Below are 13,306 nucleotides of genomic sequence, written 5' to 3'. Positions count from 1 at the left end.
TGCTGACTGGGGGCGCATAGCGCTTCACTCTCAGACATAAAGCCTCGCATCATGCGGGGCTTTTTTATTCCCTATCTTTCAAAATATTACTATCTACGGTCTTGTTAGCAACTTGTTGCAAAGCTGCGAGGTTAGTATCACAGTTTCGCCTCCCTAAGCGCATCTTTTCTCGTTAAATCAGAGCGTTGTTTAACAGCCCTGGGGTTCAGGTGAAGAAAAAATTGATATTAACCGCTGGCAATTTCACGCCGGCGCGTTTCGCGCTGCTCTGTTTCGCTATTTTCTGCAGTCTGGCCTTTTTACTTGGCCGCGTTGCCTGGCTACAAATCATCAAACCTGACAATCTGGTGAAGCAGGAAGATATGCGATCCCTTCGTCAGCTGGCGATTGATGCGCCGCGTGGGATGATTATGGATCGTGAAGGCCGACCGCTGGCGGTCAGCGTGCCCGTCCGGGCCGTATGGGCCGATCCAAAAACGGTGCTGGCAAAAGGGGGCGTTGGGTTTGATGAACGCTGGCAGGCGCTGGCGAGCGCGCTGCACCTCTCGTTGAGCACCCTTTCATCACGGATTAACGCCAACCCCCAGGGACGCTTCATCTACCTGGCGCGTCAGGTCGATCCTGCTCAGGCGAAGTGGATTGATAAGCTCAATTTACCCGGCATTAATTTGCGCGATGAATCCCGCCGCTTTTACCCGGCAGGCCACGTGGCGGCGAACCTGATTGGCTTCACCAATATTGACGGGCAGGGCATTGAAGGGGTGGAGAAAAGCTTCAACACTCAGCTGACCGGTAAAGCGGGTGTCCGACAGGTCCGGGAGGATCGCTACGGGCGCGTGGTTGAAAACCTGACGGAAGTGGCGCCCACGCCGGCACATAACATCCAGTTGAGTATTGACGAGCGGCTGCAAACCATTACCGAAGACGCGCTGGACAATGCCGTCGCCTGGAATAAGGCCGAGTCAGGGGCGTCGGTGCTCATTAATATCCCCACCGGGGAAATACTCGCCATGGCGAGCTATCCGGATTTCAATCCCAATAACCGTGAAGGCGCGACGATAAACGATTTTCGCAACCGGGCAATCAGCGATACGTTCGAGCCCGGTTCGACCGTTAAGCCGCTGGTGTTGATGACGGCTCTGCAGCAGGGGCTGGTCCAGCCGGACAGCGTCATTGATACCCACCCGTATACCCTTGACGGGCATCGTATCCGCGACGTGGGTTATTATCCTGAGCTGACCATGACCGGGATCCTGCAAAAATCGAGCGACACCGGCGTATCCCGGCTCTCGCTGGCGATGCCTGTCCAGCATCTTATTGATACCTATCGAAACTTTGGGTTTGGCACCAACACGGGGCTTGGCTTAACGGGCGAAAGCGCCGGGCTGTTGCCACAGCGTAAATACTGGAGTCAGCTAGACCGCGCGACTTTTGCCTTTGGCTACGGCCTGATGGTCACACCGCTCCAGCTGGCCCACGTCTATGCGACGATTGGCGGCTTCGGGCTTGAGCGTCCACTCTCCATCACCCGCATCGATCCCCCGGTTATCGGCCACCGCGTCATGCCGGAGGAGATCGCGCATGAAGTGGAGCACATGATGGAAAGCGTCGCGCTGCCCGGCGGCGGGGGCGTTAAGGCCGCCGTTCGCGATTATCGCGTGGCGGTTAAGACCGGGACGGCGAAGAAAATTGATGATAGCGGCAAATATGTCGATAAATACGTTGCCTATACCGCAGGCGTTGCGCCTGCCAGCGACCCGCGTTTCGCCCTGGTGGTGGTGATTAACGATCCTCAAAACGGGGCCTACTATGGCGGGGCGGTTTCCGCGCCGGTCTTCAGCGAAATCATGGGCAACGTGCTGCGCCTGGAGAATATCAAACCCGATGGCCTGCCGGCCGGTTCAGACCACCTTATCGTCATGCGGTAATCCAGCCGTTTTATAGCAGGGCGAATAGCGGTACACTTCGCCCTTTGGTTTATCTCCCGGAGTTTCCATGTCCTTCAGCTGTCCCCTTTGCCACGCGTCACTGACGCGCTCAGATAAAAGTTATGCCTGTCCGCAGGGACATCAGTTTGATATGGCGAAAGAAGGGTATGTGAATCTTCTTCCGGTGCAGCACAAGCGCTCCCGCGATCCGGGCGATAGCGCAGAGATGATGCAGGCGCGCAGGGCGTTTCTCGATGCCGGGCACTATCTGCCGCTGCGGGAGACGGTGGCGCAGATGCTGGGTGACTTACTGCCTGATTCGGCGTCCGCCATGCTTGATATAGGCTGTGGGGAAGGGTACTACACCGCACGGTTTGCGGATGTGGTGCGGGAGAAGGGGGCCGTGACATTCGGTCTCGACGTGTCGAAAGTGGCGATCCGCGCGGCGGCTAAACGTTACGCTGGCGTTACGTTTTGCGTGGCATCCAGCCACCGGCTGCCGTTTGATAATGCCAGTATGGATGCCATTATCCGCATCTACGCGCCGTGTAAAGCAGATGAGCTGGCGCGCGTCGTGAAGCCCGGAGGCTGGGTGATAACCGTCACGCCGGGCCCGCGTCACCTGATGGAGCTGAAGGGACTCATTTACGACGAGGTGCGTCTGCATGCCCCACACTCTGAACAGCTGAAAGGCTTTACGCTGAAGCAGGAGCATTCAGTGGCGTATGAAATGAATTTGAACGGGGAAGAAGCGGTAGCCCTGCTGCAGATGACGCCATTCGCGTGGCGGGCAAAGCCGGAAGTATGGGATGCGTTAGCGGCTCGGACGACGTTTGGCTGCCAGACAGATTTCAGTATCCACGTCTGGCAGCGCGACGCTTAAGGCGCGAAGTGTGCCCAGAGGATCTGGGCACCAATGCCGATCAGCACGATACCGCCTAAGATCTCGGCGCGTTTACCCAGCAGCGGGCCGATAAACCGCCCGACCATCATGCCCAGCGTGGACATAATCAGCGTTGCACAGCCAATGGCCAGCGCGGTGGCGATAATATTGACCTGCAGGAATGCCAGACCCACCCCGACGGCCATGGCGTCCAGGCTGGTGGCAATTGCCGTGGTGACCAGCAGCCAGAAACCGTGGCGGTGCAGCGGTGCTTCATCTTCATCATCATTCCCGCGAAAACCTTCAATCATCATTCGGCCTCCGAGAAACACCAACAGGACGAACGCAATCCAGTGGTTCCACTCCAGCACGAACTGGCTGGCGAGCATGCCCAACCCCCAGCCGATGAGCGGCGTCAGCGTTTCGATGGCACCAAAGATCAGACCGGTGCGCAGAGCTTCTGTGAATTTAGGTTTGTGGAGCGTGGCGCCTTTGCCGATGGAGGCGGCAAATGCATCCATAGACATGCCAAAAGCGAGAAGGATCGTAGCGGAGATGTTCATAAGAGCGTCCAGACCGGGGATATCCATATGACACATCACTGCCCCCAGTAAACAGCAGTTGATGTATCTATGGTCTCGCCTGAACTCTTTTGCACGGTAAGCGTGCTGAAAGCGATCCGTACGCGCCACGTTTTTCAACGAGTATGTTGACGCGTACATTTCCTGCGTGCAGGAAATCGGCTACTCCCCAACGACGGGCGCAACCTTAACATATTTTGAGAATATAAAACAACAACGAGCAAGGCTTAATTTATCTGCGTCTTTGATAACGATTTTCATTTAGGTTTATGCGTGAAAATATCGTTAATAAATATAAGTCAAAGAGGCGAGAAGATATAGCAACGGCTATATTCTTTGCGAAAGAATATCACAATATATAGCCGAGGTTATAATGTTAAATTATTGAGTTTTAACGAGTAATGTGTAGATTTTCTCAAGGTCATCAATATTTTTGACCCGAATGAGCAGGCGGCGCTGTTCTAATTGCATCACTAACACGCCGTCTTCGGATAAATTCATCTCTTTAATGCGGTTATATTCTATCCATACGTTGGCAAAGAAGAATCCCTGTTTTTTAAAAATGAGTTTCGGCGAGCGGATCCAGAACAGGTAAATCGCCATTAATGCCAGCGCACATAATAACCATGTGGTTAATATTGCACCGTGGCTGGTCACGTTATTGTAAATCAGAATGACCACCAGGCCGGCGAAGATAAATGCATCAATGCGTCCACGGCGTAAGAGGGGAAGGGTCAGCAGTGTCTCGCCGTTACGGCGAGGCATAATGAACTCGTCATAGATCGCGTAAGCCAGAAGGGCAACAATAAACAACACCAGTACGATGTCCGTAACAGTCATTCATCCTCCAGATAAAAAGACCGGGGGCAAGCCCCCGGTCGATAACGCAATGTTTTACAGGCCCAGCAGGCCGACAGCGTAGCCCGCGATACCGATGACGAAGAAGCCAACGATGATCCACAGCGGGTTCACTTTCTTACGCAGCAGCCACATACAGGCGAAGGTCAACAGCAGCGGCACCAGGCCAGGCATCAGCTGGTCCAGAATCGTCTGCACGGTGGTGACGCGGGTTTGACCATCCTGACCGGTGATGGTCGAAACCACCAGCGGGATGTTCACGTGCGTCCACTTGTTAACCAGCGCCCCCATGACAAACAGGCCGAGAATAGAGGCCCCCTCGGTCAGTTTCTGCAGGAAGCCGCCGCCCATATCCTTAACGATGTCCACGCCCTTACGGTAGCCATAGGCCACGCCGTAGTAACGGGTCAGAAGACGTACCGCGTTGAACAGGATAAAGAACAACAGAGGACCGAGCAGGCTGCCGCTCATCGCGATCCCGGCACCCAGCGCCGCGAAGACCGGACGAACAGTACCCCAGAAGATAGGGTCGCCCACGCCGGCCAGCGGACCCATCAGACCGACTTTGATACCGTTGATGGCACCATCGTCAATCTCCGCGCCGTTCGCACGCTGCTCTTCCATCGCCAGCGTCACGCCCAGAACCGGAGCCGCGACGTAAGGATGGGTGTTGAAGAATTCCAGGTGACGCTTAATTGCCTGACGGCGTGCTTCGTTGTTCTCAGGGTAGAGGCGTTTTATCGCCGGCACCATAGAGAAGCAGAAGCCCAGCGCCTGCATACGTTCGAAGTTCCATGAACCCTGAAACAGGTTAGAACGGATGAACACGCCACGAATATCACCCGGAGTGAGTTTTTTCTCGGTGGTAGTTTTTGTCATATCAACCATTTCGCTCACCTGTTAGTCCAGTTCGTTATCGAGATCGTTGTTACCAGCAGCCTGCGCTGGGGCACCCGCAACACGGTTGTATTTCGGGCTGAGCTGGATGTAGAGAATCGCCATCACGGCACCAATCACGCCCAGCGCAACCAGGTTGAAGTTGGTGAATGCTGCGGTGACGAAGCCGAGGTAGAAGAACGGCATCAGGTAGCCCGCGCGCATCATGTTGATGACCATCGCGTAACCTACCACGACGATCATACCGCCCGCGATGTTCAGACCGCTGGTGACCACTTCAGGAATCGCGTTCAGCATGCCCTGAACTTCACTGGTGCCGACAGAGATCGCAACGATAACCGCCGGGATTGCGATACGCATCGCCTGCAGGAACAGGGACGACACGTGGATCCAGGAGAGTGCCGTGAGGTTGCCGTTCTCGGCCGCCTTATCCGCCGCGTGCTGGAAGGCCACGGTGATGGTACGAACGATGATGGTCAGCACCTGGCCTGCTGCGGCCAGAGGAATGGCAAGGGCAATACCTGCACCAATACTCTGATGACCGGCAATAACCAGAACGGTTGAGATGATTGAGGCCAGTGCGGCATCAGGCGCAACGGCGGCACCGATGTTCATCCAGCCCAGGGCGATCATTTCCAGCGTACCACCGATGATGATACCGGTTTTCATATCACCCAGAACGGCACCGATCAACGTACAGGCCACCAGAGGGCGGTGGAACTGAAATTCATCAAGTACGGATTCCATACCCGCAATACACGCGACGATGAACACCAGCACAATCTGAAGAGTGGTAATCTCCATTGTACTTCTCCTATAACATAAGCTTTATGTGAAAAACCGGCGCGGGCTTATTTCCCAACTTTACCGATCAAATCCATCATTTTCAGTTTCTGGTCAGTGGAAACCTTACGGGCTTCCAGCTCAATACCGCGAGCATTCAGCTTGTTGAACGCCTCGATATCTTTCGCATCAACTGAAATCGCGTTGTTGACCTGCGTTTTGCCCTGACGGAAAGCCATACCGCCGATGTTCACGGAGGTGATTTTCACGCCGCCTTCAACAATGCGCTCGACGTCTGTCGGGTTAGTAAACAGGAGCATCACGCGTTCACCCGCATATTTCGGGTTGTTGTAAACGCGGATCATCTTGGCGACATCCACCACGTGCGCGGTAACGCCCGGTGGTGCAACCTGAGTCAGAAGGGTTTTACGGACAGTGTCGGCGGCCACTTCGTCACTGACCACGATGATACGCTGTACGTTGGTCTCTTTGGTCCAGCGAGTCGCAACCTGTCCGTGAATCAGACGGTCATCAATACGCGCCAGGCCGATAACCATGTAATCGTTCGGTCCCATCGGTTTTGCCGGTGCCGCTGCTTTCGGTGCCGCCGCAGCCGGGGCAGGGGCGGGTTTTTCAACCGGCTGAGCCTTCAGGGCTTTCACCCCTTCGCGGCCGGTTTCAACGGCCAGCGCGACCAGCTCATCGAAGCCTGGGTTGTCGTCGCGCGCCATAAAGGTTTCCACCAGCATGGGAATGTTTACCCCGGCGACGACTTCATAATGCTCTTTATCGACGACAATGCGGCTGGCAGCATTAAACGGACTGCCGCCCCATGTATCGACGAGAAATAGCACGCCTTTGCTGGTATCCAGCTTCGCGAGTTGAGCGTTGTACTTCTCAATCAGCGTCTCGGCATTTTCACCGGGAACGAAATCGATCCAGCCGACGTTTTCCTGCTCGCCCAACAGCATCTCTGCCGTTTTGAGTAGCTGCTCAGCAGCCCAACCATGTGTGCCTATGACAATAGCAATGGTCACTTGCTACCTCCTTTTATTATCATTAATACGCCTGCCGGGCAGACGTACTGAGAATCGTATTGGCGAACCGAATCGATTCAGATAAGGGTTAGAGTTCAAAAAACTAAGACTTCCGCGAATTATTTTAGATAGTGAAAAAATAATTTATGTGATGAAGATCCGTAATTTAGCCACGCGTTACAGAATTATCTGTAGCGTATAGCCGCTGTGTTACAGAACTTTGCAAAGGAACGTAAATCTTTGCTAAAAACACAGTCTCTCTGATATGTTTAGCCTCCGTTTACTTGTTCAGGAGTATAGGGCTACAGCCCACTATATGGACCGTCACCGACGTCAGTCATCTACCAGGCCATTCCGCGCCTTTTTCACCGGCGAACCACGCCACGTATCAACTCTGTCTGCCTCTTTTTTGCCCACGTTGAGTGGGGCACCGTTTTGTCATTCCTTTAGCAGGAGCTTGTCATGGAATTCTTAATGGACCCGTCAATCTGGGTGGGACTGCTCACGCTGGTCGTACTGGAGATCGTTCTCGGTATTGATAACCTTGTGTTTATCGCCATCCTTGCGGACAAGCTGCCGCCAAAACAGCGTGATAAAGCGCGTCTGATTGGACTCTCGCTGGCGCTGGTCATGCGACTGGGGCTGCTCTCCGTGATCTCGTGGATGGTCACGCTGACCAAACCGCTGTTCTCCGTCATGGATTACACCTTCTCCGGCCGTGATTTGATCATGCTAATCGGGGGGATATTCCTGCTCTTCAAAGCGACAACAGAGCTGCATGAACGGCTGGAGAACCGGCAGCATGATGATGGTCACGGTAAGGGTTACGCCAGCTTCTGGGTCGTAGTGCTGCAAATTGTGGTGCTGGATGCAGTCTTCTCGCTGGATGCGGTGATTACCGCGGTCGGTATGGTGAACCACCTGCCGGTGATGATGGCGGCTGTCGTGATTGCGATGGCGGTGATGCTGCTGGCCTCGAAACCGCTGACGCGCTTCGTCAACCAGCATCCGACGGTGGTCGTGCTCTGTCTGAGCTTCCTGCTGATGATTGGTTTGAGCCTGGTGGCGGAAGGTTTCGGCTTCCATATTCCTAAAGGCTACCTGTACGCCGCGATTGGCTTCTCGATCCTGATCGAACTGTTCAACCAGATTGCGCGCCGTAACTTTATTAAGCAGCAGTCAAATCAGCCGCTGCGCGCCCGTACAGCGGACGCCATTCTGCGTCTGATGGGCGGACGCCGTCAGGTGAACGTCCAGTCTGACCCTGAAAACCGTAACCCGGTGCCGGTTCCGGAAGGGGCGTTTGTGGAAGAAGAACGCTACATGATTAACGGCGTGCTCTCCCTGGCCTCCCGCTCGCTGCGCGGCATCATGACGCCGCGCGGGGAAATTAGCTGGGTCGATGCGAACCTGAGCGTTGATGAAATTCGTCAGCAATTGCTCTCATCTCCGCACAGCCTGTTCCCGGTGTGTCGCGGTGAACTGGATGAAATCATCGGCGTGGTTCGGGCGAAAGAGATGCTGGTGGCGCTGGAAGAGGGCGTCAACGTGGAGGCCATTGCAGCTTCGTCGCCAGCGATTGTCGTACCGGAAACGCTGGATCCGATCAACCTGCTGGGCGTATTGCGTCGCGCGCGCGGTAGCTTTGTTATCGTCACCAACGAGTTTGGTGTGGTACAGGGGCTGGTGACGCCGCTGGACGTGCTTGAAGCGATTGCCGGTGAATTCCCGGATGAAGACGAAACGCCTGAGATTGTGGCCGACGGCGAAGGCTGGCTGGTCAAAGGTGCGACCGACCTGCACGCGCTCTCGCATACGCTGGGGCTGGAAAACGTGGTTAACGATGAAGAAGACATCGCAACCGTGGCGGGGCTGGTTATCGCCGTAAACGGTCAGATCCCCCGCGTCGGGGATGTGATCGAGCTTCCTCCATTGCACATCACTATCGTTGAAGCTAACGACTACCGCGTCGATCTGGTCCGCATTGTTAAAGAACAGTCTGCACACGACGAAGACGAATAAGTCTGCTTAACGGGTACGATGTGCCCGTTACGATCTTTCTGGCGGGGAAGATTTTCCCGCCAGCCATTGTGGCGTTACTACCGCGCCTGCTTCTCTCTCAACCCGTTCGCTATTTAGCCGCTGCCTGATGCCAGGCCGAGCGCGAGCAGCCGCGACCGTAAAAGTGTAGTGGGGAAAGAAGAAGGAGACGAGAATGAAGGGAGAAATTCGCCCATCCGTTGCGGATGGGCGAAAGAGAGGATTAGTCGCACTGCACCTTAATGGCCAGACCGCCGCGCGACGTTTCACGGTACTTCGCGTTCATGTCTTTGCCGGTTTCGTACATGGTTTCGATAACCTTATCCAGCGACACGCGTGGTTCGCTGGTACGGCGCATCGCCATGCGCGAGGCGTTAATCGCTTTGACGGAGGCAATCGCGTTACGCTCAATGCACGGCACCTGCACCTGGCCTGCGACCGGGTCACAGGTCAGACCGAGGTTATGCTCCATGCCAATTTCAGCCGCCACGCAAACCTGTTCAGGGCTTGCGCCCAGCAGCTCGGCCAGACCGGCCGCCGCCATGGAGCAGGCCACGCCTACTTCACCCTGACAGCCCACTTCAGCGCCTGAAATGGACGCGTTCATCTTGTACAGCGCGCCGATAGCGCCTGCCGCGAGGAAATAACGGATATAAATATCCGGCGTCACAGGCTCGATAAAGTGATCGTAGTAGGCCAGCACCGCCGGAACGATCCCGCACGCACCGTTGGTTGGCGCAGTCACGACGCGCCCCCCTGCGGCGTTCTCTTCGTTCACCGCCAGAGCAAACATGTTCACCCAGTCAACTACGTTCATCGGGTCGTTAGAGAATTTGTCCGTGGTCACCAGCATACGGCGCAGGGCAGAGGCACGACGCGGCACGCGCAGTGGCCCTGGCAGTACGCCTTCGGTGTTCATCCCGCGATCGATACAGGCGCGCATGGTTTGCCACACGTTGGCAAAATAGTCTTCGATCTCTTTTTTGCTGTGCAGCGCCAGCTCGTTCTGCATCACCATGCCGGACAGCGATAAGCCGGTCTCTTTGCAGTAGCCCAGCATCTCGGTGGCCGATTTGAACGGATAGGGCACGTTCACGTCGCCCGCGCTCTCTTTACCGAAATGCTCTTCGTCAACGATGAAGCCACCGCCGATGGAGTAGTAGGTTTTGCTGTAGATCTCTTTTTCGCCGCTCCAGGCGTGGATAGTCATGCCGTTTTCATGCAGCGGCAGGTTGTCGCTGCGAAAACGCATGCCGTCATCCTGCGGAAAATCCACTTCGTGCTGACCGTTAGCCAGCAGCAGGCGACCGCGCGCTTCCACGTCGCGGATGAATGCCGGGATGGCATCAATATCAACAGTGTCCGGCATATTGCCCGCCAGACCCATAATAATGGCGATATCGGTGTGGTGGCCTTTACCCGTTAATGACAGTGAACCGTAAACGTCTACGGCGACACGGGTAACGCTTTCCAGTAATCCTTTTTCGACCAGATCATCGACGAACTGTTTACCGGCCTTCATCGGCCCTACAGTGTGGGAAGAAGACGGACCAATCCCCACTTTGAACATGTCGAATATACTAATCACTTTCACACTCCTGACAGGGTTACCGGGGTTCCAGTAACGATGTTATAACTGCGCATAGTGTAAGAGGGAACACCAACCTCGGCTTAACTATTCACATGAATTAAACTAATGGTTAACGATGGGTTTTGCTAATAGCGCGACGCGGATCGCAAACCTGCAAAAAAGGCTGGAATGTAAAGTATAGTCAAGGCTTCAGGCCGATTTGTAGCGCCAGTTCACGAATGATGCCCGCCGTCATGCCCCAGACAAAATAATGCTGATACCAGGACAACCAGACCCTATGGTCATGCCCCCGGCGATGGATATCCAGCGGATGATAGCGGCTTAGCCGGAGCGCCTCTTCAAGCGGCATCTCAAACACCGCAGAGACTTCGTCGACGCTGGCATGATACTGAAGATTGGGGGGGATAATGCCGACGACCGGCGTGACCTGAAAGCCGGTCACGCTGTCGACGGGCGGCAGCACGCCGATGACTTCTACCGCGTCAGGCGGGATCGCCACCTCCTCCTGCGCTTCCCTCAGCGCGGCGGCAATCAGCGACGCATCGGTGCTGTCCACCGCGCCTCCCGGGAAGGCCACCTGACCGGCGTGTTTGCGCATATGCGGCGAACGCTGCGTAAGCAGCAGGCCCGGCTGTTCCCGGCGCACCACCGGGATCAGCACCGCCGCCTGACGCTGATTCAGCGTGGCGCGGTTGACCTGCGGCCGTAGCAGCTGAAAGCGCGACAGAAAATCATCCAGCGTCAGGTTCTCTTTCTCCACCGTTAGTTCTCCAGTTGCTTCAGGATGCGGTTCACCTTATCAAAGGTTTCCTGATATTCCGCCTCGGCCTGGCTGTCCGCCACAATGCCGCCGCCCGCAGAACAGTACAGATTGCCGTCGCAGGCCGTCAGCGTGCGAATGGTAATGCTGGTATCCATGGTGCCGCACAGGCTGATATAGCCGATGCTGCCGCACCAGGCGTTGCGGCGGTGCGGTTCCAGTTCGTCGATGATTTCCATGGCGCGAATTTTTGGCGCACCGGTGATGGAGCCGCCCGGGAACGCGGCCCGGAGCAGATCGCAGGCGGTGCGAGAGGCGGGCAGACGCGCGGTGATGGTGCTGACCAGATGATGCACTGCCGGGAAAGGTTCGACGACGAACAGCTCCGGCACGCGCACGCTGCCTGGTTCGGCGACCCGGCCAATATCGTTACGCATCAGGTCGACAATCATCAGGTTTTCGGCGCGATCCTTCGGTGACCCGGCGAGTTTCTCCGCCTGCTGGCGATCGGCGTCCGGATCGGCAAGGCGCGGCAGCGTGCCTTTAATCGGGCGGGTCTGAATCGTCCCTTCCGCCAGATGGATAAAACGCTCCGGCGACAGGCTGAGGATGGCCCCCTGTTTCAGACGTACGAACGCGCTGAACGGAGCCCTGTTGCTGGCATTGAGACGGGTAAACGCCTGCCATTCGTCCCCCTGGTATGCTGCCTGGAAACGCTGGGCAAGGTTAACCTGATAGCAGTCGCCGCTTTGCAGATAGGCCTGCACGCGGGAGAATTTTTCCGCGTATTCCGGCGCGGTCATGTTCGAGCGCCAGCCGGAGGTCAGGGTGAACGCTTCAGCTGGAGCAGGCTGTTGTGCCTCAAGCCAGGCCAGACGCGCCTGCACGTCATCATGGCTCAGCAGGGAGACCCTTTTTTTCTGGTGGTCCACAATCAACGCCCAGTCATACAGCCCCACGGCCATGTCCGGCAGGGCAATATCCGCCTGCGCATGCTCGGGCAGCATCTCGAAGCGGCGACCCAAATCGTAGCCAAACAGGCCCAGCGCGCCGCCCTGGAAGGGCAGGTCCAGGTTAGGGGTAGCGGATAAGCCCAGCGCGTTGATTTCCTGCTGAAGCTGCATCAGCGGATCGTCCGTCGTCGACAGATCGTCGGTCGTCAGCGTCTTCAGGGGATCGGCTACCAGAATATCGAAGCGGCTGTACGGGTGATCCGCATGGCCGGAGTGCAGCAGCATGGCAAAAGGAAGATGGCTCAGACGGGCAAACCAGAACTCAGCGGCGTCAGCGCGCCAGGGTAAGGTAACAACAGTGGGGAAGCGCATGTTCATGTATGGCATACTACCGGGCAGCGTGAAATAATTAGCGCGAATAATTTAGCAGGAGTTGACGATGTTTGCAGGTTTACCTTCTCTGAGCCATGAACAGCAGCAGAAAGCGGTTGAGCGAATTCAGGAACTGATGTCCCAGGGGATGAGCAGCGGACAGGCGATTTCCCAGGTGGCGGAGGAGCTGCGCGCCACCCATACCGGCGAGCGAATCGTGGCGCGTTTTGAGGATGAAGATGAAGAGTAATCGGGCTTAAACAGCCGCGATAATCTTGATCTCAACCTTGTATTCCGGTTTCATCAGCGTGGCCTGTACGGTGCAGCGTACAGGCGCGTGACCTGCCACCACCCACGCATCCCAGGCTTTATTCATCGCCGCGAAATCGTCTTTTTTTGCCAGGAAAATGGTCGCATCCAGAATGCGGGATTTATCGCTGCCCTGTTTTTCCAGCACGGCATCAATCTGCGCCAGGGTATTCGCCGTCTGTTCGAACGCATCCGCGTCCAGATTTGACGGTACACCGGTGTAATACAGCGTCTGGTTATGGATCACCACATCAGACCAGCGGGCTTCGGCATCAATGCGCACAATTGTCATAAACGTTTCCTCGTTATTTTTC

14 protein-coding genes and 1 riboswitch are annotated in these 13,306 nt (G+C 56.0%); of the genes, 5 read left to right on the top strand and 9 right to left on the bottom strand.

What is annotated here, in order from left to right; genetic code table 11:
* Positions 1-209 precede the first annotated feature (209 nt).
* Both ftsI and rlmA read left to right on the top strand, forming a co-directional pair.
* Positions 210-1,928, top strand: coding sequence for a peptidoglycan glycosyltransferase FtsI (gene ftsI, locus A6013_RS10330; RefSeq protein ID WP_028013537.1), 1,719 nt, complete (start codon positions 210-212; stop codon positions 1,926-1,928).
* Positions 1,929-1,995: 67 nt separating this feature from the next.
* Positions 1,996-2,811 (top strand): 23S rRNA (guanine(745)-N(1))-methyltransferase, encoded by an 816-nt coding sequence (rlmA, locus tag A6013_RS10325; protein ID WP_069733016.1) that lies wholly within the window; start codon positions 1,996-1,998, stop codon positions 2,809-2,811.
* Here the strand turns inward: rlmA and mntP are convergent.
* The 5 genes from mntP to manX form a co-directional block, all read right to left on the bottom strand.
* Positions 2,808-3,374, bottom strand: a complete 567-nt coding sequence (mntP, locus tag A6013_RS10320) for a manganese efflux pump MntP (RefSeq protein WP_041911997.1) — start codon at positions 3,372-3,374, stop codon at positions 2,808-2,810. The two genes, rlmA and mntP, sit on opposite strands and share 4 nt — an antisense overlap.
* Before the next feature lie 10 nt (positions 3,375-3,384).
* A riboswitch (yybP-ykoY riboswitch) is annotated at positions 3,385-3,575 on the bottom strand.
* Positions 3,576-3,773: 198 nt separating this feature from the next.
* Positions 3,774-4,232 (bottom strand): DUF986 family protein, encoded by a 459-nt coding sequence (locus tag A6013_RS10315; RefSeq protein WP_047367801.1) that lies wholly within the window; start codon positions 4,230-4,232, stop codon positions 3,774-3,776.
* Positions 4,233-4,286: 54 nt separating this feature from the next.
* Entirely contained in the window at positions 4,287-5,138 is an 852-nt protein-coding gene (locus A6013_RS10310) for a PTS mannose transporter subunit IID (protein WP_006810994.1), read from the bottom strand.
* 12 nt (positions 5,139-5,150) lie between these two features.
* Entirely contained in the window at positions 5,151-5,951 is an 801-nt protein-coding gene (manY, locus tag A6013_RS10305) for a PTS mannose transporter subunit IIC (RefSeq protein ID WP_003859914.1), read from the bottom strand.
* A 47-nt stretch (positions 5,952-5,998) separates the two neighbouring features.
* Positions 5,999-6,967: a PTS mannose transporter subunit IIAB gene (manX, locus tag A6013_RS10300; RefSeq protein WP_028013533.1), complete on the bottom strand. Its 969-nt coding sequence runs from the start codon at positions 6,965-6,967 to the stop codon at positions 5,999-6,001.
* A 265-nt stretch (positions 6,968-7,232) separates the two neighbouring features.
* Between manX and A6013_RS27880 the strand changes: the two genes are divergently transcribed.
* Both A6013_RS27880 and yoaE read left to right on the top strand, forming a co-directional pair.
* Positions 7,233-7,442, top strand: coding sequence for a hypothetical protein (locus A6013_RS27880; RefSeq protein ID WP_370738829.1), 210 nt, complete (start codon positions 7,233-7,235; stop codon positions 7,440-7,442).
* On the top strand, positions 7,430-8,989 hold the full coding sequence (gene yoaE / locus A6013_RS10295) for a CNNM family cation transport protein YoaE (RefSeq protein ID WP_028013532.1): 1,560 nt from the start codon (positions 7,430-7,432) through the stop codon (positions 8,987-8,989). The genes A6013_RS27880 and yoaE overlap by 13 nt, the downstream gene beginning before the upstream one ends.
* Before the next feature lie 241 nt (positions 8,990-9,230).
* Here the strand turns inward: yoaE and sdaA are convergent, their stop codons facing one another.
* The 3 genes from sdaA to pabB form a co-directional block, all read right to left on the bottom strand.
* The gene (gene sdaA / locus A6013_RS10290) at positions 9,231-10,595 is read right to left on the bottom strand and encodes an L-serine ammonia-lyase (RefSeq protein WP_028013531.1); all 1,365 of its coding nucleotides are present in this window, start codon (positions 10,593-10,595) and stop codon (positions 9,231-9,233) included.
* Positions 10,596-10,779: 184 nt separating this feature from the next.
* Entirely contained in the window at positions 10,780-11,358 is a 579-nt protein-coding gene (locus A6013_RS10285; protein ID WP_028013530.1) for a CoA pyrophosphatase, read from the bottom strand.
* 2 nt (positions 11,359-11,360) lie between these two features.
* On the bottom strand, positions 11,361-12,689 hold the full coding sequence (pabB, locus tag A6013_RS10280; RefSeq protein ID WP_069733015.1) for an aminodeoxychorismate synthase component 1: 1,329 nt from the start codon (positions 12,687-12,689) through the stop codon (positions 11,361-11,363).
* A 61-nt stretch (positions 12,690-12,750) separates the two neighbouring features.
* On the opposite strand from pabB, the gene A6013_RS10275 reads away from it, so the two are divergent.
* Entirely contained in the window at positions 12,751-12,933 is a 183-nt protein-coding gene (locus tag A6013_RS10275; RefSeq protein ID WP_008500497.1) for a YoaH family protein, read from the top strand.
* A gap of 6 nt (positions 12,934-12,939) precedes the next feature.
* Here the strand turns inward: A6013_RS10275 and A6013_RS10270 are convergent, their stop codons facing one another.
* Positions 12,940-13,284, bottom strand: coding sequence for a RidA family protein (locus A6013_RS10270; RefSeq protein ID WP_069733014.1), 345 nt, complete (start codon positions 13,282-13,284; stop codon positions 12,940-12,942).
* Positions 13,285-13,306 lie beyond the last annotated feature (22 nt).

Source organism: Enterobacter sp. IF2SW-B1, assembly GCF_001743375.1.
GTDB lineage: Bacteria > Pseudomonadota > Gammaproteobacteria > Enterobacterales > Enterobacteriaceae > Enterobacter > Enterobacter bugandensis.
This window is presented reverse-complemented; position numbering and strand designations above follow the sequence as displayed.

Excerpts from the sequence above, each read along its gene's own strand:
- rlmA (WP_069733016.1), top strand. The coding sequence starts at position 1,996 with ATGTCCTTCAGCTGTCCCCTTTGCCACGCGTCACTGACGCGCTCAGAT.
- mntP (WP_041911997.1), bottom strand. The coding sequence starts at position 3,374 with ATGAACATCTCCGCTACGATCCTTCTCGCTTTTGGCATGTCTATGGAT.
- A6013_RS10315 (WP_047367801.1), bottom strand. The coding sequence starts at position 4,232 with ATGACTGTTACGGACATCGTACTGGTGTTGTTTATTGTTGCCCTTCTG.
- A6013_RS10310 (WP_006810994.1), bottom strand. The coding sequence starts at position 5,138 with ATGGTTGATATGACAAAAACTACCACCGAGAAAAAACTCACTCCGGGT.
- manY (WP_003859914.1), bottom strand. The coding sequence starts at position 5,951 with ATGGAGATTACCACTCTTCAGATTGTGCTGGTGTTCATCGTCGCGTGT.
- A6013_RS27880 (WP_370738829.1), top strand. The coding sequence starts at position 7,233 with ATGTTTAGCCTCCGTTTACTTGTTCAGGAGTATAGGGCTACAGCCCAC.
- yoaE (WP_028013532.1), top strand. The coding sequence starts at position 7,430 with ATGGAATTCTTAATGGACCCGTCAATCTGGGTGGGACTGCTCACGCTG.
- pabB (WP_069733015.1), bottom strand. The coding sequence starts at position 12,689 with ATGAACATGCGCTTCCCCACTGTTGTTACCTTACCCTGGCGCGCTGAC.
- A6013_RS10275 (WP_008500497.1), top strand. The coding sequence starts at position 12,751 with ATGTTTGCAGGTTTACCTTCTCTGAGCCATGAACAGCAGCAGAAAGCG.
- A6013_RS10270 (WP_069733014.1), bottom strand. The coding sequence starts at position 13,284 with ATGACAATTGTGCGCATTGATGCCGAAGCCCGCTGGTCTGATGTGGTG.